20 protein-coding genes are annotated in these 20,656 nt (G+C 68.2%); 4 read left to right on the top strand and 16 right to left on the bottom strand.

Annotated features, from left to right (window positions below; all coding sequences use genetic code 11):
- Positions 1 to 75 precede the first annotated feature (75 nt).
- From QNO12_RS16570 to QNO12_RS16610, 9 genes are all read right to left on the bottom strand, one after another.
- On the bottom strand, positions 76 to 1,050 hold the full coding sequence (locus tag QNO12_RS16570) for a phosphotriesterase family protein (protein WP_257501038.1): 975 nt from the start codon (positions 1,048 to 1,050) through the stop codon (positions 76 to 78).
- Positions 1,047 to 1,973: a shikimate dehydrogenase family protein gene (locus tag QNO12_RS16575; RefSeq protein WP_257501037.1), complete on the bottom strand. Its 927-nt coding sequence runs from the start codon at positions 1,971 to 1,973 to the stop codon at positions 1,047 to 1,049. Before QNO12_RS16575 ends, QNO12_RS16570 begins: the two co-directional genes overlap by 4 nt.
- The gene (locus tag QNO12_RS16580) at positions 1,970 to 2,620 is read right to left on the bottom strand and encodes a bifunctional 4-hydroxy-2-oxoglutarate aldolase/2-dehydro-3-deoxy-phosphogluconate aldolase (RefSeq protein ID WP_257501036.1); all 651 of its coding nucleotides are present in this window, start codon (positions 2,618 to 2,620) and stop codon (positions 1,970 to 1,972) included. The genes QNO12_RS16575 and QNO12_RS16580 overlap by 4 nt, the downstream gene beginning before the upstream one ends.
- A gap of 17 nt (positions 2,621 to 2,637) precedes the next feature.
- Complete coding sequence (locus QNO12_RS16585; RefSeq protein WP_257501035.1) at positions 2,638 to 3,588, bottom strand: NAD(P)-dependent oxidoreductase; 951 nt, start codon at positions 3,586 to 3,588, stop codon at positions 2,638 to 2,640.
- Positions 3,585 to 5,084: a xylulokinase gene (xylB, locus tag QNO12_RS16590; protein ID WP_257501034.1), complete on the bottom strand. Its 1,500-nt coding sequence runs from the start codon at positions 5,082 to 5,084 to the stop codon at positions 3,585 to 3,587. Before xylB ends, QNO12_RS16585 begins: the two co-directional genes overlap by 4 nt.
- A gap of 8 nt (positions 5,085 to 5,092) precedes the next feature.
- Entirely contained in the window at positions 5,093 to 6,109 is a 1,017-nt protein-coding gene (locus tag QNO12_RS16595) for an ABC transporter permease (RefSeq protein ID WP_257501033.1), read from the bottom strand.
- Between the two features lie 5 nt (positions 6,110 to 6,114).
- Positions 6,115 to 7,632 carry a sugar ABC transporter ATP-binding protein gene (locus QNO12_RS16600; protein WP_257501032.1) on the bottom strand — a complete coding sequence of 506 codons (1,518 nt, stop codon included), beginning with the start codon at positions 7,630 to 7,632 and terminating at the stop codon, positions 6,115 to 6,117.
- The gene (locus QNO12_RS16605; RefSeq protein ID WP_257501031.1) at positions 7,629 to 8,630 is read right to left on the bottom strand and encodes an ABC transporter permease; all 1,002 of its coding nucleotides are present in this window, start codon (positions 8,628 to 8,630) and stop codon (positions 7,629 to 7,631) included. Before QNO12_RS16605 ends, QNO12_RS16600 begins: the two co-directional genes overlap by 4 nt.
- Positions 8,631 to 8,703: 73 nt before the next feature.
- Complete coding sequence (locus QNO12_RS16610; protein ID WP_257501030.1) at positions 8,704 to 9,795, bottom strand: sugar ABC transporter substrate-binding protein; 1,092 nt, start codon at positions 9,793 to 9,795, stop codon at positions 8,704 to 8,706.
- Positions 9,796 to 10,018: 223 nt separating this feature from the next.
- Between QNO12_RS16610 and QNO12_RS16615 the strand changes: the two genes are divergently transcribed.
- Positions 10,019 to 11,059: a zinc-dependent alcohol dehydrogenase gene (locus QNO12_RS16615; protein WP_257501029.1), complete on the top strand. Its 1,041-nt coding sequence runs from the start codon at positions 10,019 to 10,021 to the stop codon at positions 11,057 to 11,059.
- Between the two features lie 59 nt (positions 11,060 to 11,118).
- Here QNO12_RS16615 and QNO12_RS16620 read toward each other — a convergent pair whose 3' ends face one another.
- Positions 11,119 to 12,033, bottom strand: coding sequence for a MurR/RpiR family transcriptional regulator (locus QNO12_RS16620; protein WP_257501028.1), 915 nt, complete (start codon positions 12,031 to 12,033; stop codon positions 11,119 to 11,121).
- Positions 12,034 to 12,091: 58 nt separating this feature from the next.
- On the bottom strand, positions 12,092 to 12,730 hold the full coding sequence (locus QNO12_RS16625; protein ID WP_257501027.1) for a glucose-6-phosphate isomerase family protein: 639 nt from the start codon (positions 12,728 to 12,730) through the stop codon (positions 12,092 to 12,094).
- Positions 12,731 to 12,851: 121 nt separating this feature from the next.
- Between QNO12_RS16625 and QNO12_RS16630 the strand changes: the two genes are divergently transcribed.
- Both QNO12_RS16630 and QNO12_RS16635 read left to right on the top strand, forming a co-directional pair.
- Positions 12,852 to 13,880 (top strand): zinc-dependent alcohol dehydrogenase family protein, encoded by a 1,029-nt coding sequence (locus tag QNO12_RS16630; RefSeq protein WP_257501026.1) that lies wholly within the window; start codon positions 12,852 to 12,854, stop codon positions 13,878 to 13,880.
- Between the two features lie 2 nt (positions 13,881 to 13,882).
- A complete protein-coding gene (locus tag QNO12_RS16635; RefSeq protein WP_257501025.1) occupies positions 13,883 to 14,398 on the top strand; it encodes a VOC family protein in 516 nt (171 codons plus the stop codon).
- An 87-nt stretch (positions 14,399 to 14,485) separates the two neighbouring features.
- Here the strand turns inward: QNO12_RS16635 and QNO12_RS16640 are convergent, their stop codons facing one another.
- The 5 genes from QNO12_RS16640 to QNO12_RS16660 are packed head-to-tail and all read right to left on the bottom strand — an operon-like array spanning position 14,486 to position 19,616.
- Entirely contained in the window at positions 14,486 to 15,295 is an 810-nt protein-coding gene (locus QNO12_RS16640) for an ABC transporter permease (protein ID WP_257501024.1), read from the bottom strand.
- Positions 15,292 to 16,074, bottom strand: coding sequence for an ABC transporter permease (locus QNO12_RS16645; protein ID WP_257501023.1), 783 nt, complete (start codon positions 16,072 to 16,074; stop codon positions 15,292 to 15,294). Before QNO12_RS16645 ends, QNO12_RS16640 begins: the two co-directional genes overlap by 4 nt.
- Positions 16,071 to 16,862, bottom strand: a complete 792-nt coding sequence (locus QNO12_RS16650) for an ABC transporter ATP-binding protein (protein WP_257501142.1) — start codon at positions 16,860 to 16,862, stop codon at positions 16,071 to 16,073. The genes QNO12_RS16645 and QNO12_RS16650 overlap by 4 nt, the downstream gene beginning before the upstream one ends.
- A 14-nt stretch (positions 16,863 to 16,876) precedes the next feature.
- On the bottom strand, positions 16,877 to 17,932 hold the full coding sequence (locus QNO12_RS16655; RefSeq protein ID WP_257501022.1) for an ABC transporter substrate-binding protein: 1,056 nt from the start codon (positions 17,930 to 17,932) through the stop codon (positions 16,877 to 16,879).
- 31 nt (positions 17,933 to 17,963) lie between these two features.
- A complete protein-coding gene (locus QNO12_RS16660) occupies positions 17,964 to 19,616 on the bottom strand; it encodes a thiamine pyrophosphate-binding protein (RefSeq protein ID WP_257501021.1) in 1,653 nt (550 codons plus the stop codon).
- 77 nt (positions 19,617 to 19,693) lie between these two features.
- On the opposite strand from QNO12_RS16660, the gene QNO12_RS16665 reads away from it, so the two are divergent.
- Positions 19,694 to 20,635, top strand: a complete 942-nt coding sequence (locus QNO12_RS16665) for a LysR family transcriptional regulator (RefSeq protein ID WP_257501020.1) — start codon at positions 19,694 to 19,696, stop codon at positions 20,633 to 20,635.
- Positions 20,636 to 20,656: the final 21 nt, after the last annotated feature.

Genomic DNA, 20,656 nt, shown 5'->3' on the forward strand with positions numbered 1-20,656 from the left:
ACGAGACCCCCGGTTTTCCGGGGGTTTTCGCTTTGGCAGCGCCACGCAAAGCGAAAAGCCGCCTGGCCTGCGGGGCTAGCTGCGCGCCCGCGTGGGCGACCAGGTCAGCCAGCGCGCGGCGTTCACCGTCGTGATCGTCTCCACTGCGGGGGTGCCGACCCGCTCCCGGAGGCGAGGGACGAAAGCCCGGCCGAGGTACTCGAGCCCGGGCACACCGCCGTAGGCCCGGTAGCGGCTGGAGCGCGCGACATCGGCGCCCAGGAGGATCCGATCGCCTGCGCCGGCCGCCACGAGCGCTTCGAGCGCGCCGAGCAGCACCGAGTCCGGCCATTCCTTGTACCGGCCGGCTCCGTCGTAGCCGACGTACGCGCCCCGGGCCGCGATGGCGCTGTGCAGCCCCGCGTCGGGCGTGCGGTCCGCGTGGGCGATCACCACCCGCTCCGCCGGCACGCCGGCAGCCTCCAGCAGGTCGAGCGCCAGATCGACTGCGGTGCAGTACTCGGTGTGCACCATCACCGGAGCACCCGTCGCGCGGTGGGCGATCCCGACGGCCGCGATGGCTTCGCGCTCCGCGGCGGTGATCGTCCAGTAGTCGATTCCCGCCTTCAGCACGCCGGCCCGCACATCGCTGCGCGCCACCGTCCCCGCGCCGGGAGCGAGCGCACGGTCATCGATCGGCATGCCTTCGACCAGATCCGCCGTGAACAGCTCGCCCATCCGCTCGGCGCCCAGTTCGAGGATCCAGTCCTGATCGGAGTAGTGCGCGTCTCGGTGACGTCCGGTCGTCGCAACGATGGAAACGGCAGCTTCTGCCGAGACGCGCCGCAGACCGAGAGGCTTGCGCCCCAGCCCGAGGGGCGTGGCGTCCACGACGGCCGGGAAGCCGGAGGCGACCAGCTGACGGGCCTCCTGGATGCCGGCATCCTCGTCGCAGAGCTCATCCCCCGGCAGCAGCGGACTGACCTGGAAGAAGTGCTCGTGGTAGTTCACCGGTCCCAGAGCGTCGGGCCGGACGTCGCCGCGGACCGTGCGGACGAACGGGTCGCTCACCGCACCGAATTCGCCCGGAGGGCGAGTCGGTGGAACAGCTCCGGAGTCATCTCGACGTCGAAGACCTCCGCGATCACCTGCGTCCAGCCGTGCAGGAAGTACACCCAGCCGTCCTCGACGGTGAGAGCGCGCTCCTGCTGCCGTCGCCGTGCCTGATGGAGGAACTCCAGTGAGCCTCGATAGTTGAACTCCCAGACGTACGCCCCCGAGGGGTATCGCACGTCGTCACCCAGTGGGGATCCAGGGCGGTCCTTGCCCATGCCGGTGGCATTGGCGATCACCACGCCCTCGCCCGCGGCCTCGACGATGCGATCGGCCGAGCCGACGACGTCATCGGAGTCCAGCAGGGCATAGCGGAACAGACTCTGGTCCAGCCCGCCGCGCTCGTGCACTCCGCGGAGGTGATCCAGGGCCGCCTGACGACGAGCGGTGATCGTGACCGACGCGGGCCGGTCCTCACGGTGGGCGAGGTACCACGAGAGCGCCGTGCCGGATCCGCCCGCACCCAGGCAGACCACACCGGCGCCGGTGCGCGCGAAGTGATCGTCCGGGAGGAAGGCCTCGAGGGCGGCGCCGGCGGTGATGGGGTCCTTCGCGGAGGCGCCGAGCACCCCTTCGCGTTTGTAGATCGAGGAGATCTCGCCGCAGGCCAGAGCGAACGGGTCGATGGCGTCGAACATGTCGCTCGCCGCCTCGTAGATACGGAACTTGTGGGTGGTCACCAGCGCACCGGCCTGGCCGGCGTCGTCTCGGATCCTCGCCACGACGTCGCGGTAATCCGAGTCGGCCGCGCCCAGAGGGATGTCGAAGCCACGCAGATCGCCGCTGGCCAGACCGAGCTCTTCGGCCCAGAGCGGGAACACCCGGTTGATGGACGAGTGCGCGGTGTCCACACCGACGAATCCCATGCGCCCGCCGATCATGCGGACACCGACTCCCGGGATGCGCGCAGCGCGGCTGCGAACTCGACGGCGCGGCGGGTGACCCCGGCGAACGAGTCCGCTGCGAAGTCCGCGTTCGAGACCAGCTCTCCGCCCACTCCGACGGCGAGGGCGCCTGCGGCGAACCAGTCATGCAGGTTGGCGACGCTGACACCGCCGGTGGGCATCAGCGGCACGTCCGGGAACGGCCCTCGTAGGGCACCGAGGTAGCGCGGTCCGCCCAGGCTGGCCGGGAAGATCTTGACGACATCCGCCCCGCTCTCGGCGGCGAGCATGACCTCGGTCGGGGTGAGTGCTCCGATCATCGTGGTCAGACCGGTCCCGATCATCGCCTCGGCCACCGCCGCGGAGTACCCCGGCGCCACCAGGAACTCGGCGCCGCTGTCGGCCGCCAGTCGCGCCTGGTCGGCTGTCGTGACGGTGCCTGCGCCGACGGCGACATCAGACCCGTAGCGGCCGCGCAGCGCTTCCAGCACGCGTGGCACGTCCGGCGTCGAATAGGTGATCTCGATGCCGCGGATTCCTCCTTCGACCAGTGCGTCGGCGGCCCCGATGGCCGCCGCGGCGGACGGGGCTCGGATGACGGAGATGACGCCGATGGAATGCAGGACGTCGAGGGGGATCTTCACAGCTGGATGCCTTTCGTTCATGACGTGACGGGATACGTCGGCACGCGGCCCGCGAGGACGGCGAGGACGTCTTCGGTGCTCATCTGCGTCATCCGGTCGATCGCCTGGATCGTCTGGGCGCCCCAGTGCGGTGTGATGCAGACCCTGCCGACGAGGTCTTCGCTCAGCAGCGGGCTGGAGGTCTCCGCCGACTCCGAGCCCAGAGTGTCGGCGTGGTAGGCCGCCAGCCGGCCGGCGCGCAGTGCGGCCGCGACCTCGGCCTCATCGACCAGATCCGCCCTGGCCGTGTTCACCAGCACCGACTCGCGCGCCAGGGCGAGCCACTCGGGTCCGATGATCTGCTCTCCGCCGGGTGAGTGCAGAGACACTGCTGCGCACGCGGCGAGGTCGCTCAGAGCATGGGCGCGCGTCACCCGGTCGGGCAGAGGGGCATCGGCGGGCAGGTACGGGTCGAAGGCGAGCACATCGGCGCCGAGCGCGATGACACGCGTGGCCAGCGCCCGGCCGATCCGCCCGAAGCCGACGATGCCGATGCGCTGCCCGGAGATCTCCCGTCCGCGGGAGGCGCCCCAGTCCCCGCGGCGAACCGCGGCATCCCCGGCGGAGATCCCGCGCAGGCCGGCCAGGATCGACGTGAGCGCCAGGTCGGCCACCGATTCGGAATTGGCACCGGGGGTGTTGGTGACCGGGATGCCGCGCTCGACAGCCGCCGCGAGGTCGACCGCGTCGACGCCGACACCGTAACGGGCGAGGATTCGCAGGGCCGGCGCGGTCGCGAAGTGGTCGGCCCCGATCGGCCCGGTGCCGGCGATCCATGCGACGGCCTCCGGAAGCGTGTCGGCGAGGTCGGCGAGGTCGTGCGTGGGAGGTTTCACGATGACGCGGTATCCGGCGGCGCTGAGCACGCCCGGCCCGTCGAAGGTCCCGGACCCGAACGAGCGACTGGTGACGAGGACGACCGCGCTCATGCTGAGCCTCCGCCGTCGTACCATCCCTCGAGGCGCTGGTAGGCGTCCTCGAATCTCGCCTGTCCGCTGGCGTATGCGGCCGCACGGGCGGCATCCGGTTCGAACACGGCCGTGACCTCGGAGAGCGCACGCGCGGCATCCGCCGACGCGACCGCGCCGATTCCGATGGCGCCCAGGACCGCCGCGCCCAGGCTGTTGGCCTCGTCCACGATCGTGCGGCGCCGGACCGGCACTCCCCAGACATCCGCGAGGATCTGCAGCCAGGTGTCGGATTTCGCGCCGCCGCCCACGGCGTCGACCCGGTCGATCCGGGCGCCGGACTGGCGGAAGGCGCGCAGGCAGGTGCCGAGGTTGAACGCCACGCCCTCCAGGACGGCGCGGGTCATGTGGGCGCGTTCGTGGGCGCGCGAGAGGCCCACGAAGGATGCGCGCACCGTCGCGTTCCAGTGCGGCGAACGCTCACCGAGCAGGTGCGGAAGGAAGTAGAGCCCTTCGCCGGATGCGTCGATGTTCTCCGCCTCACCGACCAGGCGCGCGAACCGGTCGCTGCGGCCGCCGGGTTCCAGCACTCCGGCGATCCAGTCGAGGGCGCCTGCGCCGGTCTGCATCGTGGCGGTCGGGACGAACCGGCCCGGCACCACGTGATTGAAGGACATCGTGCGCCGATGCGGGTCGTGCAGGGGCGCGTCGGCGGCGAAAGAGATCCATGAACTCGTTCCGAGCGACACGTACGCGCCGTCCTCGGGCGCGACGATGCCCGCGCCCAGCGCCGCCATCGGGCCGTCTCCGCCGCCCACGACGACCGGGATGCCGGGCCGCAGACCGAGAAGCGCGGCCGGCTCGGGCAGGAGGCCGCCCAGGATCTGCGTGGACGCGGCGATCTCCGGGAACAGGGCCTTCTGGACGCCGGCGGCATCGAGGAGCTCCTGCGACCAGTCGCGCGCCGCCTGATCGTAGGCGCTGGCTCCCGACGCGTCCGACGCGTCGGTGACCAGTCGCCCGGTCAGTCGCGCGTTGACGTAGTCCTTGGCGAACGCGATGTGCCGCACCCGACCCCACGCGTCCGGTTCCCGCTCCTGCACCCACATCACCTTGGGCAGCGTGTAGGTCGGGTTCAGGGGATGCCCGGTTATCCGGTACGCCGCATCCTGCCCGACACGCGCGATCAGGCGATCCGTCTCCGCTCCGCTGCGCGTGTCCGCCCAGATCATGGCCGGCCGCACGGGTTCCAGGTCGCCGTCGAGGAAGACGCCGCCCATCATGTGCCCGGACACCGAGATCGCGGAGATGTCTCCCGCGCTCGTTCCGGTGCGCTCGAGCAGCTCCCGCGAGGACCGCACGACGGCATCCCACCAATCGTGGGGATTCTGCTCGACCGCCCCGCCGGGCAGGTACTGCGTGGGATACGCGGCCGTGGCGGAGGTGACGAGGGTTCCGTCGTCCGTGTGCAACGACGCTTTGTCGGCGGTCGTGCCCAGATCGTGCGCGATGATCACGGCGACGCCTACTTGATGCTGCGGAGGCGCGAGCGATCGATCGTCAGCGCGACGGCCAGGATGATGACCGCACCGTAGACGATCTGCTCGTAGGCGGGATCGACACCCATCGCGGTGAGGCCGACGCGCAGGACGACGATGATGAGGGCGCCGATCAGTGTCTTGATCGCGCCGCCGACGCCGCCGGTGATGGCGGTGCCGCCGATGACGACGGCCGCGATGGCGGGCAGCTGCAGCGTATCGGCGAGCGTGGGGCCGCCGGATCGCTGCGCAGCGGCCAAAGCGATCGCGGCGAACCCGGCGAACAGGCTGCACAGGGTGAAGGCGAGGACGCGCAGGCGGCGCGTGGAGACGCCGGACATCAGCACGGCCGGCTCTGCCAGGCCCATCGCGTGCAGGCTGCGTCCCCGGTTCAGCGCCCACATGGCCACAGCCACGATGACCGCCAGAGCAATGGAGAGCACGCCCACGAGCGGCAGCTGTGCGACGCGCGCATCGGCAAGCCAGGACAGCGCCTCGAAGCCTTCGCTGATGCGGATCGTCGACGCACCCGAAACCCACAGCCCGAGCCCGGTGTACAGGCCGAGGGATCCGAGGGTGACGATGAAGGAGGGCACTTGAGCGACCGCGACGACGTACCCGTTGATGAATCCGATGAGGGCCAGTGCGGCCAGCATCAACAGGACGCCCCCGGGACCCATCATGGGGATCCACAGCGCGAGCAGAACGGTGCCGAACGAAGCGGTCACCGCGAAGGACAGGTCGATGCCGCCGGTGAGGATGACGAACATCTGCCCGATCGCCAGCAGCAGGATCGGGGCCATGCTTTCGAGCAGCCCGCGGACGCTGGTGATGTTCAGGAAGTTCGGCTGCCGCAGAGCGACCACCAGGATCAGGCCGACCAGGACCACCAGCGGAACGAGGGTGACCAGGCGGGAACGGTTCTTCTCGGTCACCCTCCGGATCAGTGCGGTGGACGTGGTGACCGGTCCGGCCGGACCGGGCGCGGTAGTGCTGCTGGCCATGGCCGTCACACCATCCTCTCGACGAGCTCTACGGGGGTGGGCTTGCTGCCCGGCGGCGAGTCGAAACGCCGTTCCACGCGGCCGTCGCGCATCACGATGATCGAGTGGCTCAGGGCGATCGTCTCTTCCAGCGAATCGGCCAGCAGGACGACGGCCATGCCCTTCGCGCACTGTTCGCGCACAAACGTGTAGACGTCTTCCTTGGCGCCGACGTCAAGTCCGCGTGTGGGGTGATCCAGGATCAGCAGGCGGAGTTTCGGCGAGTTCAGCCATTTGGCCAGCACCACCTTCTGCTGGTTGCCGCCGCTGAGGTTGCCGATGTTCGCCCGGCCATCGGGGGTGCGCACCCGCAGCCGCGCGATCCACTCCTTCGCGGACTTTCTTGCCGCGCGGTGCTTGAGGAACGGCCCCCAGCTGACCGGACCGGGGTCCACGAGGAAGATGTTCTCCTCCACGCTCATGCCGTCGGCGATTCCCTCGATGCGGCGCTCGGCGGGGATGTAGCCGATGCCTGCTGCGACGGCATCCACCGGCGAACGGAACCGAGTGGTCTTGCCGTCGTAGACGATGCGGCCCGAGGTGGACGGCTCGGCGCCGAAGAGGACCCGGCTGAGCTCTTCGCGGCCGGAGCCGAGAACGCCGGCGATTCCGAGCACCTCGCCCGCCCGGACCTCGAAGGACACGTCTTCGAAGGCGCCGCGTTTGCCCAGGCCGTCGACGGAGAGGATGACGGGGTTGCCCGCGACGGGGAGCTGCTCGTCCTCGTGATAGAACTCCGCGGAGCTGGCCCGCCCGACCATCAAGTGGTGCAGAGCGTCAACGTCGGCGTCGGCGGCGGCCATCTCGCCGACGGAGTGACCGTCTTTGAGGACGTACACGCGGTCGGAGACACGCAGCACCTCGTCGAGCCGATGCGAGACGAACACGACCGAGGCGAACGCGCGGAGCCGCTCGATCTCCTCGAAGAGCGTCTCCAGTTCGGCACCCTCGAGCACGCTGGTGGGCTCGTCCAGGACGATGACGGGCTCGATGCTCGCCACCTCCTCGACGTACAGCGCCTTGGCCAGCTCGACCATCTGCCGCTCGGCGAAACTCAGGGTCTCGACGATGGCGGTGGGCGAGATCGGCGAAGAGATCTTGTCGAGCTGGCGCTGCGCGATCGCGTTCAGGCGCGGCCAGTTGTAGATGCCGAAGCGGACGGCATCGCCCTCTGCGCCGAGCAGGATGTTCTCGGCGACGGTCACCGTGGGGATCAGCGACTGCTCCTGATGCACCATCCCGATGCCCGCTGCTGCGGACTGGCTGGGCGTGCGGAACGTCACGACGTTGCCCGAGCGCAGGATCTCTCCCTCGTCCGGCTGGTACACGCCGGCGAGGATCTTCAGCAGCGTCGACTTTCCTGCGCCGTTCTCGCCGATGAGGCCGACGACTTCGTGCCGCCGCACTTCGAAGCTCACGCTGTCGAGCGCAACCACGCCGCGGAAGCGCTTGGTGACGTTTCTGATTTCCAGTGCGGCACTCATTTGATGACCCTCACCCGTGTGCGTAGGCGCCATCCGGTCGCAATGACGGCGGCGATGATGACGAGTCCCTGGACGGCGATCTGGACGTAGGAGTCGACGCCCATGAGGATCAGGCCGTTGCCGAGGACGATGATGATGGCCACGCCGACCAGGCTGCGGATCACGCCGCCTCGGCCGCCGGTCAGCAGCGTTCCGCCCAGCACGACGGCGGTGATCGAGGTGAACAGGAAGCCCTGGCTGATCGTCGGCGAGCCCACACCGAGCTGGGCTCCCACGAGCACGCCGGCGATGCCCGCGGTCGTCCCGCCGATCGCAAACGCGGCGATCTTGTAGCGCGAGACCTTTACGCCGGAGAGCTTGGCGATGCCCTCGTCCCCGCCGATGACGTAGCCGTAACGGCCGATCTTGGTGAAGCGCTGGATGAGGTAGCCGATGGCCAGGACGATGACCGCGATCAGGAAGATGTTCGCGATCCCGAAGGTGTTGCCGGTGCCGATCGACTTGAGCGCGGGATCGAGCAACCGGGGTGAGCGCCCGCCGAACAGCACGGTGGCGATTCCGATGCCGATCGCGCCCATGCCGAGGGTGACCATGAAGGAGGGGATGCCGAAGCGCACGTTGAGCACGCCGTTGGCCGTTCCCATGGCGGTGCCGGCGAGGATGCCGAGGACGACGGCGCCGACGCCGAGCGAGATGTCGTTGCGATCGTTCGCCGCGGTGAGGACGAAGACCAGGGAGGAGGTCGCCATGACTCCCTCGATCGACAGGTCGATTCCGCCGAGCAGGATCACGAAGGTCAGCCCGGTCGCGATGACGAGCGGGATGGCCAACTGCGAGAGCAGGATGCCCATGTTCCCGGGGCTCAGGAACGCCGGATTCCCGACGGCGAAGATGAGGATCAGGGCGACGAGCGCGACGAGCGGCCCGCCGTCGAGCAGTCGACGCTTCCAGGCGGCCGCGAAGCGCGGCGCCGTCGGCGGTGCGGCGGTGTGAGTCATGGGGCTTCCTGGTGCGGGGGTGGGAGCCACCGTCGGCTGCCCGCGATGCGCGGACAGCCGACGGTGAGGGGTTCTACTTGATGGCGCCCTGGCTGCGCAGCCAGGGGTTCTCGAAGTCCGGAACGAGCTTGTCCAGCGGCGGCGCCTGCAGGTAGTCGGCGACGTTCTTGACCGTCACGACCGTCTGGCTGCCGTAGAAGGCACGCTGCTCGTGCGAGAGCTTGGCGACGTCGATCTCGCCCGTCGCAGCCTGATAGGCGATCGCCAGTCCGGCGCCGCCCTGCCACCACGGGTCCGTCGAGACGGTCGCGATGTAGCCGGACGCGGGGTCTTCGATCGCCTCGAGCGCCTCGGGGACGGCATCGAAGCCGACCACCGGGATCTGACCTTCGAGGCCTGCGGCACGCAGTGCCTCGATCGCGCCGAGCGCCATCTCGTCGTTGGCCGCCCAGATGCCGTCGATCTGTCCGCCGTGCTTGGCGAGCAGTGTCTGGGTGACGGTCAGCGCCTCGGAACGGCTGTAGTTGGCCGTCTGGTCCTCGAGGAGGGTGATGCCCGGCGCGTCCGCCAGTGCGTTCTGGAGGCCTTCGAAGCGCTGCTTGGCCGGCACGTTGTCCAGGATTCCCTGCAGCGCGATGATGTTGCCTTCGCCGCCGATCTCGTCGAACAGCGCCTCGGAGACCTCCTGGCCGCTGGTGCGGCCATCGAAGCTGATGTGGGCGACCCAGTTGTCGCTGACGTCCCACGGGAACAGGTCGTCCGGCTTGTTCCACTGCGTGACGACGAAGCCGCCGGCATCCGTGACCGCGTTGACGATCGCCTCGGTGTCGGAGGACGTGTTCGGGTCGACGTTGAGTGCGAAGACCTTGCCGGACGCGCCGAGGGCGCGCACCTGCGAGAGCTGGCGCTGCGAGTCGGACTCGTCGGTGATCGTGATGACCTCGAGGTCGGCGAACTCACCGAAGAGGTCTCCGCCGTCCACCCAGTTCGCGTGGTACGCGTTGGAGAGACTGCGAACCCCCTGGATAAGCTCGACATCCGACGATGTGACGGGGGCGGCGTTTCCTGCGTCCTCCGCGGCAGAGGAGCAGCCGGTCAGGGCAGCTCCCGCCATGAGGGCCGCGATACCCGCGCCGATGATGCGTTGATTGGATTTCCGGATCATTCCTGAAATCTCCTCACTCCGTTGTGCATTGCTGCTGCTGATGATGCCGACGGGACACTCGGCTTCGTAGCGATACTACACATGCAGGCCGGAAGTCGGCCAATTTGACCCCGTCGCTCCCGACCTGATGGCTAAATTCGTAGTTGCACTACATCTATAATCAAGACAAACCAGCGGGGTTTGCGTTCGCGACCCCTGCCGCAACGCGAAGGAGCAGGCCATCATGACCACCACTTCCTCGGATCAGCGCTGGCGGATCCTCGTGTCGGCGCCGGGCGTCGTCGATGTCGTCACCGAACCCGCCGTCGAGCTCGGCGCAGGTGAGGCGCTGGTCTCGATGCGCATCGCCGGGGTCTGCGGTTCGGACACGCACGCGCTCCACGGCAAGCACCCTCAGATGAAGCCCCCGTACTACCCCGGCCACGAGGTCGTCGGAGTCGTCGAAGCGGTCGCCTCCGACGTGACGGGCCTTGCCGTCGGCACGCGCGTGACGCCCGAGCCGACCCTCCCCTGCGGGGAGTGCAAGGTCTGCCGGGCGGGCAACGTGAACGTGTGCGAGAACCTCGGATTCTTCGGATGCGGTTACCGTGAGGGCGGCATGGCGCAGACCTTCAGCATTCCCGCAGACCGGCTTCGCGTCGTTCCGGAGGACTTCTCCGACGACCAGGCGATCCTGATCGAGCCCTTGGCGACGCCCGTTCACGCCGCGGGTCTGGCCGGGGACCTGCAGGGCAAGGCAGTGCTCATCCACGGCTGCGGAACGATCGGCCTGCTCATGCTCGCGGCCGCCCGTGCCGCCGGTGCGCGCAGGATCGTGGTGAGCGATCTGCTCGGCTCCAAGCGCGAGATCGCGCTGCGGCTGGGTGCGGATGCCGCGGTCGACGCCGCCGACGACGACTTCGTCGGCACCGTGACCGCCGCGCTGGGCGAGTCGGCCGACGTCGTCTTCGACTGCGTCTCGGTGCAGACGACGGTGGACGTATCGGTCCGCGTGGTCGCCCAGGGCGGCGCGGTCGTCATCGTCGGAGTACCCTCGCGCCCGGTGACGGTCGATCTGCCCACAGTGCAGGACCGGCAGATCCGCATCCAGGGCGCGGCGACCTATGTGACCGCCGACTACGAGCGCGCGATCGAGATCATCCGCTCCGGTGCGGTCGATCCCACCGTCATGCTCACCAGCCGGTTCGACTACGCACGCGCGGCGGACGCGTTCGATCTGGCCAGCACCGGCACCGAGATCAAGGTCGTCATCACCGTCGACTGAATCGGCACACGTACGAAGGGCCCCCGGATCGGTTTCCGGGGGCCCTTCGTGCCTCTCGGCTATGGCTGACTTCGGAACTCGAGCAGACTCGCCTTCATCGCCCGGAACCCTTCGTGGTGCTGGTCCCCGCGGCGGATGGCGAGGGCGGCGGCGATGATGTCGACGACCGCCAGACCGGCGATCCTGCTCACGGCCGGCGTGTAGACGTCGGTGTTCTCGAACGTGCGGACGACGATCGGCACGTCCGCCACTGCGGACAGGGGTGTGTCGTCGCTTCCGGTGATGGCGATGACCGGCAGCGATCGGGACTTCGCCACCTCGGCGAGCCGGATCGCGTCGGTGGTGCGCCCGGAGTTGGAGATCGCGACGACGACCGACGGCGGCGGGACCGTCGCGATGGCCATGAACGCCTGATGCGGATCGCTCGGAGCGAGCAGGGGCCGGCCGAACACCGGGATCTTCTGCGCGGCATCCAGGGCGATGATGCTGGAGGCGCCGAAACCGACGAACACCACGGTCGGGGCGGCGAGGATCAACTCGACGGAGCGCTCGATCGCGCTGACATCCAGAGCGTGGCGAGCCTTGTCGAGACTCGTGATGGTGTGATCGAAGACCTTCCGGGCGATGTCGGCGACCGAGTCGGTGTCGTTGATCGCCGAGAAGGTGACCGGCATGCCCAGGGCCACCGCCTGCGCGAGGGCCATCTTCAACGACTGGAAGCCGTCGCAGCCGAGCGAGAGCGCCAGCCGCATGACGGTCGGCTCGCTCACTCCGGCGGCTCCGGCTGCGCGAGCCATCGTCATCGTGGTGAACGCCACCGGGTCCAGCAGGATCAGATCGGCGACCTTGCGCTCGGAGGGACTGATCTCGTCCAGGTGCTGCGAGATGCGGTCCAGCAGCGAATTCTGCGGGTCGCCGGAGTGGTGCTCGCGGTCGTGCGGTGACACTATCCCGTGCCCTTTATCTGCCGCCATGGTTCCGCTCCGGTCTCGTGCAACACTGCCCGCATCGAGACTAGGGCCTTTCGCCGCTTCACTCCGAGGCCGTGGAAGCGCGGTAACCCGTGTGCTGGGGGTTGGGGACTGCCGCCCACCCGCCGAGGCCATCGTCGATGACGAGCTGACTCATGCCCCCGGCGTCGGCGATGATCTCGTAGTCCTGGCCCGAGTCGGAGTTGTAGCAGAACAGCGTCACGAAGGGCTCGGCGCCGACGTTGACACTGCGGTGAATCCACCCCCCGGGCACGTGCACGGCCTTGCCCGGTGTCAGCTCGATCGCGCTGGCCCGGCCGTCGACGGTGTCCATGAGCATCACTCCGCGTCCGGAGAGGCAGTAGTACAGCTCCGCTCTGTCCGCTCGCCGGTGCAGGTGGCCGCGCGTGAGTGCGTACTCGAGCCCGATCTTGCCCGGCTCGAGCCGGCTCGTGCCGATCGTCAGAGAGCCTGGACCGTCGGCATAGGAATGCGAGCGCACCGAGTACACCTCGGCGTCGGCTCCCATCCGGTCGGTCTCGGCGCGGTAGGCGGCGGAGTCGGAGTACACGCCGTCGAGCCGTCCGAGCGGCACCCGGTAGATGTCGGGCGTGCCCTCCAGGCCGCCGTCGGCGATGACGGTGAGCAGCGCCGGAGTGATGTGAGGTTCTGCCGTGGGCTCGGCGTTGAGTGAATCCATGTAGTAATACTACTCAAATTTGGCAACTACGACCGGAGCTAGATGGTCCGACCCGCCCGATCAAGTAGTCTTACTACCACAGACAGATGTTGCATTGAGGCAACCGACGGAGGTAGTGAGTATGAAGGCGATTGTTTTCCGTGAGGGATCGCACTGGGGTGTCGAGGATGTCCCGACCCCGGAGCCGGCGCGCGGCGAGGTGCTGCTCGAGGTGATCAGGACGGGCGTCTGCGGCACGGACGAGCACCTCCTTCACGGTGGGTTCATCGCGAAGCTGCCGCTCATCCCCGGCCACGAGATCCTGGGCCGGGTCGTCGCCCTCGGCGAGGGGGTCACCACTCCGGCGGTCGGCACCGTCGTCACGGTCGACAACACCATCCACTGCGGCGAGTGCGGACCCTGCCTGACCGGCAGGGCGCTGTTCTGCGAGAACTTCGTCTCCCTGGGCTGCAACGAGGCAGGCGGCTTCGCCGAGTACGTCGCCGTCCGCGCCGCGAAGACCTTCTCCGCAGACGGGCTCGATGTGGCGACCGCCGGTCTGGCGGAACCGACGGCGTGCGCCATGCACGGCGCGGACATGCTGGCCCTCAAGCCGGGCTCCGAGGTCCTGATCTTCGGCGCGGGACCGACCGGCCTGATCCTTGCTCAGCTGCTCAAGACGACGGGCGCCGCGCGCGTGGTCGTCGCTGCGCCGACGGCCAGCAAACTCGCCCTCGCCAAGGAGTTCGGTGCGGACGAGACCGTCCAGATGGATCGCGGCAACGCCGACGCGGCAGAGGCTGCGCTGCGTGCGCTTGCGCCAAACGGCTTCGACGCCGTCGTCGAGGCGACCGGATCCACCGCCGTGCTCGAGCTCGGCATCCGTCTGACCGCGACGGGAGGCACCGTGCTCGTCTACGGTCTGGCCGGCGAGGACGCGACCGCGAGTATCCGGCCGTATGAGATCTTCAGCCGCGAGCTGACGATCAAGGGCTCGTTCGCGCAGGCGTTCACGATGCAGCGATCCATGACCGCGTTGCGATCGGGAGCGATCAAGACCGAGGGCATCGTGACGGATGTCGTCGGCTTCGACGACTTCTCGCGCGCCCTCTCCAACCTGGGCGACTCCTCCCAGGTCAAGACCGTATTCGAGCCCGGAAAGGGGCTGTGACCATGACCGCTGACGCACCATTGATCCACCACATCGGCTTCCTGGTCGCCGACCTGGAAGCGGCCATCGCCCACTGGTCGAAGGTCACGGGGTACACCTTCAGCCCCATCGCCCGCTATCGCACCGAGCGGTATGCGGACGCCAGCAACCCGGAGCCGCACTGGCACGACGCGCGCATCTCGTTCAGCCTCGAGGGGCCGCCGCACATCGAGCTGATGGAGTTCCACGGCGCCGGCACCCACGCCGTCACGGAAGGCGAGGGCTTCCATCACCTCGGCTTCATGAACACACCCGACATCGAGGCCAGGATGGCCCAGATGCAGGCCATGGGGTTCACCGTGAACGGACAGTCGATCGACGAGAACGGCCACGTCGTGCTGTGGTTCACCGACAAGGCCGATCTGGGCAACGTGCGCTTGGAGTACGTCAGCGCGGACCCGCAGCCGATCGTGGACGACTCGGGCGCGCTGCTCGAGCTCGATTCCGACGGCAAGCCCGATCTCTGGTCTGCACGGTAGATCGATCGGCGCCCTGCGTGGCGCCGCAGAACGCCCGGTTTGCGAGCACGCGGCTCGCATACCGGGCGTTCTGTGTGTGCGGGCAGGTCAGACGCCTCCGGGCACTCCCTGTCCCCGCTGCGCCGCGGCGGGACGACGGCCCCGACGTTCCGCCGGAACCACGAGCGGGGTGACGAGCCGAAACACGAGATTGATCAGCAGGCCGAGCAGCCCGACGATGAGGATTCCGGCGTAGACCTCCGCGACGGCGAACTGCTGTCCTGCCCGGCGAATCATGGCGCCCAGACCGTATTCGGCGCCGACGAACTCGGCCGCGATCAGCGTGATCAGGCAGGTGGCCATGCCCAGGCGCAAGCCGTTCATCAGCCCCGGCGCGATAGCGGGAAACAACAGCCGCGTGAAGAATCGAACGCCGGTGGCGCCGAAATTGCGGCCGGCCTCGATCATGTCGGTCGGCACCTCTCGCACGGTGCCCCGCGTGCTGATGATGATCTGGAAGAAGGCCGTTGCGAACGCCGTGATGATGTACGCGACCTCCCCACGCCCGACGATGATGATGAACAGCGGGAGCAGCGCGATCTTGGGCAGCGGGTACAGCGTGTCGGTGATGGGTCGGATGAGCATCTCCACCGTCCGCCACCGGCCAGACGCGACACCGATAGCGACGCCGAAGACCGCCGCGAACGCGAATGCGATCACGAGCCGTTGCACCGTCAGCACGACGTCGAGGCCCAGCCGCCCGTACAGCAGCTGGTCGACCGTGGTGGCGAGAATGTCGCTGAGAGGAGGGAAGAACCGTGGGTCGAGCAGACCTGCCCGCGTGACGATCTCCCACAACACGAGCACGATGACCGGAATTGCCCAGGATTGCGCCCAGCGCCGTACTGTCGGACTCATATCTGTGCCCCCTGAACATCGCGTCGCCAGGGCAGGATTCGGTCCGCGACCGCGTCGAAGCCGACCGAGCTGATCAGGCCGATCACCGCGATGATCAGCAAGGCGACGTACATATCGGTGACGCGCAGGATCTGCCAATTCGACCAGAGGAACTGGCCCAGTCCGTTGGGAGCTCCGACCATCTCGATGGCGATGACGGCGATCAACGTGAACCCCAGCGAGACCCGGATCCCCGTGACGATCGACGGAAGTGCGCCGGGGACGAGGATGCCGAGGAATCGACGCCTGCCACGTGAGCCGTAATTGTCTGCCACTTCCAGCAGCGTCCGGTCGATGCTGCGGACCCCGGCGACGGTGTACAGGATCATCACGACCAAGGGCGTCACCAGAGCGGTCAGGATGATCGCCATCTCGGTGCGGCCCAACAGGAAGGTCAGGAAGGGGAAGAACAGCACGCCGGGGATCGGGTACAAGAAGGCCAGCACCGTGTGGGTGCCCCGCTCCAGCCACTGCGACGCGGTGATCGCGATGCCCACCGCGACACCGAGAACGACCGCGAGAAGGATCGTCACCAGAACGCGGACGACGGTGGCGATGATGTCGCCACCCAGCCCGGACGCGGGTTCGAACACGATGACGCTTCGCGCGATGATCTGGCTCGGCGGCGGAAAGAACGTCGGCCGGATGATCCCCGTTCGACTGAGGACCTCCCATCCCAGGAGGATCGCGATCGGCCCGACGAAGAGGGCCCACCTCTCGCGGAGGGCGCGCCGGATCACCGGTCGTCCACGGCCATCGCGGCCTGCACCTCGACGCGGAGGTGGTTCCAGATGTCTTGAGAGAGCGCAGCGAACTCCGGTGTGCCCCGCAGCTCGGGCGTGCGGTCGGGCCCGAAATCAAGTTCGACGATGTCGCGGATCCGACCCGGACGAGCCGACATCAGCACGACCCGGTCGGACAGGAACACAGCCTCATCGATGGCGTGCGTGATGTAGAGGACCGTGGGGTTCGTCTGCTGTCGCAGCTCGAGGATCTGCTCCTGCAGGAGTGTGCGCGTCTGCGCGTCCAGAGCGCCCAGAGGCTCGTCCATGAGGAGCACCTCCGCATCCTGCGCGAGCGCCCGGGCGATCCCGACGCGCTGTTTCATCCCGCCGGACAACTGATGCGGATAGAAGTCGCCGAAACGGGCCAGGCCCAGGCGCGCGAGCTGCTCGTCGGCGATTTCCGCCGCCTCCTTCTTCGGCACATTGCGGTTGCGCGGGCCGAACATGACATTCTCGCGCACCGACATCCAGGGGAACAGAGCGTGCTCCTGAAAGACCATCGCGGTCTTCGGACGATCCGGTTTGGAACTTCCGATTTCGACGGTGCCCGATGAGGGCTCGTACAGACCCGCCACCAGCCGCAGCAGCGTGGACTTGCCACAACCGGAAGGTCCTACGATCGACACGAACTCGCCTTCGGCGATGTCCAGCGAGACCTCCGCAAGCGCGGTGACCTGCTCACGTCCCGGGAACCGCTTGCTCACGTCGGTGAGACGTACTTTCGGCTGCGCCTGCGCATTCATCGGGCTCACCGTCGTCAGTTCTTGAGGGCGGCGTCGCGCCAGGTGAAGTCCCAGATGTCCTCTTCGGGGATGATCTCGTCGTAGTTCAGCGATCCTCGCTCCATGAAGAACTCCTGGTATCGGAGCAGGACGTCGAAGTCGACACTGAGGTCCGCGGCGATGTGGTGCTGTCGCGACGCTGCCACGATCGCGGGATCGGCGCCGGTGTACTGCTCTACGAGCGCGAGCATCTCGGGAGTGTCCCAGCCGTTGTCGTCGAGGTCCTCAGCGGCCATGGTGTAGGCGCGCATGAAGTCCTCAGCCACCTGCGGGTTCGCATCCGCCCAGTCGGTGTTGTAGATGATGCCGGTGAACGGGAGCGGTTCCTCGTCTGTCGGCGTCGCCCACGGACGGTAGCCGGATCCGTTCTCCTCGGCCTGAGTGGGGAACGGTTCGGAAAGGATGCCTGCCGCGATCCCGCCGTTCGCGAGTGCGGGCACCTGATCGGGGAACGGAATGTATTCCAGCGCGATCTCGTCCATCGACAGGCCGCCGCGCTCGAGGGCGAACCCCAGCAGCGCCTCGGTCACCACTCCGGGCGCGTTCGCGGCGAATGTCTTGCCCGCCAGTTGCGACATGTCCTCGGCAAGCGTGGCCGCCTCGGCCGAGGAACCTGCCAGCTGGGACGAGACGATGAAGTAGTCCTCGATGTAGCCCGCGTGCATCGGTGCGACGTACCGGACCGGCAATCCTTCGTCCACAGCGTTGTAGGCGGCAGAACCGATCCCGGCGAACCCGGCATCGTACTGAGCGGTCGCAACGCCGGTGATCGATTCGTTGCCGCTCGCGACCTCGACGAGTTCGACGTCGATCCCGACCTCTTCGGCGTACTTCTCCGCAGTGACGAACAGCGGCAGCGACGACCCGGTGGCCAGATACGCGACCCGGATGGTCCCGCCCTCCGCAGTGTTGTCCTCGCCGCCCGGCGATGCACCCTCGGGATCGCCGGCGCAGCCGGCGAGGACGAGAACGGCGGCGGCCCCGGCGGCGACCAGCAGACGGCGAGCACGAATGGCTGTGGCGTGGGTCATGATGAACTCCCTTGTTCCTGTGATTCGGGTTCTAGTGGCCGTCTTCCCTGGCCATGAGCCAGGAAGGACGACCAGTGATCTTCGCGTCGATCACCAGAGGGCGCGCTTGATCGGACTCGAGCCAGGCCGATACGCCGCCGAGATCTTCGAGCGACCGCACGGTGATCGCTTCGCACCCGTAGCCGCGGGCGATCGCCGCGATGTCGGTGTCCGGAAATCGGACGATCTCCTGCTCCTGGGCTGTGGAGTCCGGGAAGAGATGGATCTCGGCACCATAGGCGCTGTCATTGAACGCGATGATCAGCAGCTTGAGGCGCAGGCGCACCGCCGTCTCCAGCTCCACGGCCCCCATCAGCAGCGACCCGTCGCCGGTGCCCAGCACGGCGAGGCGATCCGGACGTGCGACGGCAGCGCCGATCACACTGGCCAGCCCGAGGCCGATGGACTGGAACGACAGCGGCAGCACGTAGCCCTCGTCGTCGGGCACGCGCAGGTGCGCCCCCGGATACGCGTTCACGTTGCCACCGTCGACGACCACGACGCGTTCGTCGGGCAGCATCGCGTCGAGGGCGTTCGTCAGCGCGGCAGGGTCGACGAAGCCGGGTTCTTCGACCGCGTCCACCGACTGCTCGGACCAGTATCGGGCGGCGCGGACGCGCTCGGCCACCTCGGGTGTGCGGTAGCCCGTGCGGGGCGGGCCCATGGCCTCGAGCGCCTCGCACGCGGCCCGTGCCACAGCGGCGGTGTCGCCGACGATGCCCAGATCCACCAGACGGTGCTTGCCGATCGCCTCGACGCGGTCGTCGACCTGGACCAGGGTCGCCTTGTCGAGGAGGGTCCCTCCGCGCGTCGTCCAGTCATTGAGTGCGACCCCGAATGCGACGATGAGGTCGGCGTCGCGAACGAGCTCTGCGGCGCTGTCCGTCGCGAATCCTCCGACGACATCGAGCGCCCATTCGTCGCCCTCGAAGATCCCACGGCCGCCTCCCGAGGCGATCAGGAGGGCACCCGAAGCTGCGGCGAGTTCCCGCAGACCGCCCTTTGCGCCTCGCGCGCCTCGGCCGCCGATGATGACCGGCCGATCCGCATGCGCGAGCAGTTCCACCAGGGCCGCGGCATCCGAGCCAGAGACGAGCGGCGTCGGCACGTGCACGTTCGAGGCGGGGCGCGTTCCCGGATACGAGATCGTGCGGTCCTGGATGTCGATCGGCAATGACAGGACGACCGTGGTCCGCTCGATCTGCGCGACTCGAAACGCCCGCGCCGCGTCCGCCAGCGCAGTTTCGGCCGAATGAATGCGCATCGGCGTGGCACCGACGGCCATCACCGCGGCATCCTGATCGATATGGAAGTTCGAGGTGACATCACCCACCGCGGTGTCCGCGGCGAGGACGAGCAGCGGCGTGTGGCACTTGGCCGCTTCGGTCACCCCGGTCAGCGCGTTGGTGAGTCCGCAGCCCTGATGCAGGCTCAGCGCGCTGACTTGCCCGGTGATGCGCGAGAACGCGTCGGCCATGGACGCCGCACCCGCCTCATGGCGCGCCGCGACGAAATTCGCTCCGGCCGCCACCAGCGCATTGGTCAGCCGGAAGTTGCCGCTGCCCACCACTCCGAACACCTGCGATACACCCAGCTCGGCCAGCATGCGGCCGAGCGCATCGGCCACCCTCATCGTCTGCGACATTGCATTGATCCGTTTCTGAGGTCGTCGGCATCCTCACCAAGACCGTACGGAGGATCGAGATCTTCGTCCAATGAATGATGAGTATCCACGATATTCCGCTGTTGCATAATGAGGGGGTGCTGGCCAGTATCGATTTGAACCTGTTGCGCACCTTCGTCGCGATATACCGGGCGCAGAACCTGAGCACCGCGGCGGGGACGCTGCGCGTGTCGCAGCCGGCGGTCAGTCACGCGCTCCGACGCCTGCGGCTGCACTTCGACGATCCGCTGTTCTTCCGGACTGGGACCGGGGTCCGCCCCTCCCGGATGGCCACCGACCTGTACGCCGAAATCAGCGGGCCGCTCTCGCGCATCGTGGCCAGCACAGAAGACGGCGCCCGCTTCGATCCGTCCACATCGCGACGCCGGTTTCGAATGGCGCTCACCGATCTGGGCGAGGCGGGGCTTCTCCCGCGGATCCTGTTGGCCACGGGGCGCACCGGCCCGGGCATCTCGATCGAAGTCATCCCGCTGGACATCGACAGTGTGGCGCAGGACGTGCTTTCCGGTGAGATCGATGCGGCGATCACCAGTTCGCCGGTTGTCGGCCCGGTGAACCAGGAGGTCCTCTTTCAGGATCGTTACGCGTGCCTGGTGCCCTCCGACCTGCAAGACGACAACGGACGGATCCGCGTCGAAGATCTGAGACGGTTGCCCGAGGCCAGAGTCGGGCCCTCGGCCGGTCACCGTGCGATCATGGAGGCCGTCACCGGCCTGGGCGCCGGCGTTCTCTCGCCCATTCCCCACGTCGAGGTTCCCCGGTTCACTTCGTTGCCGTGGATCGTCGCACGTTGCGGATTCGTCGCCATCGTGCCGATCGACGCCTTCGCCGCGCTGGCCCTGCCCTCAGGCGCGAAACTCCTGGAACTGCCCCTGCCCACGCCCACGACTGCCGTGCACCTCATCTCGCCCCACGACGCGGGCGGGACATCCGCGACCGCATGGTTCCTCGACACGGTGCGATCGGCACTGGCCGGTTGAGGACCGCGTGGCCGGCCGCGC

Source organism: Microbacterium sp. zg-B185 (assembly GCF_030246885.1).
Taxonomy (GTDB): Bacteria; Actinomycetota; Actinomycetes; order Actinomycetales; family Microbacteriaceae; genus Microbacterium.

What these genes read in the sequence shown, in the direction of transcription:
- QNO12_RS16575 (WP_257501037.1), bottom strand. Translation starts at nt 1,973, where the DNA reads ATGATCGGCGGGCGCATGGGATTCGTCGGTGTGGACACCGCGCACTCG.
- QNO12_RS16585 (WP_257501035.1), bottom strand. Translation starts at nt 3,588, where the DNA reads ATGAGCGCGGTCGTCCTCGTCACCAGTCGCTCGTTCGGGTCCGGGACC.
- QNO12_RS16595 (WP_257501033.1), bottom strand. Translation starts at nt 6,109, where the DNA reads ATGGCCAGCAGCACTACCGCGCCCGGTCCGGCCGGACCGGTCACCACG.
- QNO12_RS16600 (WP_257501032.1), bottom strand. Translation starts at nt 7,632, where the DNA reads ATGAGTGCCGCACTGGAAATCAGAAACGTCACCAAGCGCTTCCGCGGC.
- QNO12_RS16605 (WP_257501031.1), bottom strand. Translation starts at nt 8,630, where the DNA reads ATGACTCACACCGCCGCACCGCCGACGGCGCCGCGCTTCGCGGCCGCC.
- QNO12_RS16610 (WP_257501030.1), bottom strand. Translation starts at nt 9,795, where the DNA reads ATGATCCGGAAATCCAATCAACGCATCATCGGCGCGGGTATCGCGGCC.
- QNO12_RS16615 (WP_257501029.1), top strand. Translation starts at nt 10,019, where the DNA reads ATGACCACCACTTCCTCGGATCAGCGCTGGCGGATCCTCGTGTCGGCG.
- QNO12_RS16620 (WP_257501028.1), bottom strand. Translation starts at nt 12,033, where the DNA reads ATGGCGGCAGATAAAGGGCACGGGATAGTGTCACCGCACGACCGCGAG.
- QNO12_RS16625 (WP_257501027.1), bottom strand. Translation starts at nt 12,730, where the DNA reads ATGGATTCACTCAACGCCGAGCCCACGGCAGAACCTCACATCACTCCG.
- QNO12_RS16630 (WP_257501026.1), top strand. Translation starts at nt 12,852, where the DNA reads ATGAAGGCGATTGTTTTCCGTGAGGGATCGCACTGGGGTGTCGAGGAT.
- QNO12_RS16635 (WP_257501025.1), top strand. Translation starts at nt 13,883, where the DNA reads ATGACCGCTGACGCACCATTGATCCACCACATCGGCTTCCTGGTCGCC.
- QNO12_RS16640 (WP_257501024.1), bottom strand. Translation starts at nt 15,295, where the DNA reads ATGAGTCCGACAGTACGGCGCTGGGCGCAATCCTGGGCAATTCCGGTC.
- QNO12_RS16650 (WP_257501142.1), bottom strand. Translation starts at nt 16,862, where the DNA reads ATGAATGCGCAGGCGCAGCCGAAAGTACGTCTCACCGACGTGAGCAAG.
- QNO12_RS16655 (WP_257501022.1), bottom strand. Translation starts at nt 17,932, where the DNA reads ATGACCCACGCCACAGCCATTCGTGCTCGCCGTCTGCTGGTCGCCGCC.
- QNO12_RS16660 (WP_257501021.1), bottom strand. Translation starts at nt 19,616, where the DNA reads ATGTCGCAGACGATGAGGGTGGCCGATGCGCTCGGCCGCATGCTGGCC.
- QNO12_RS16665 (WP_257501020.1), top strand. Translation starts at nt 19,694, where the DNA reads ATGAGTATCCACGATATTCCGCTGTTGCATAATGAGGGGGTGCTGGCC.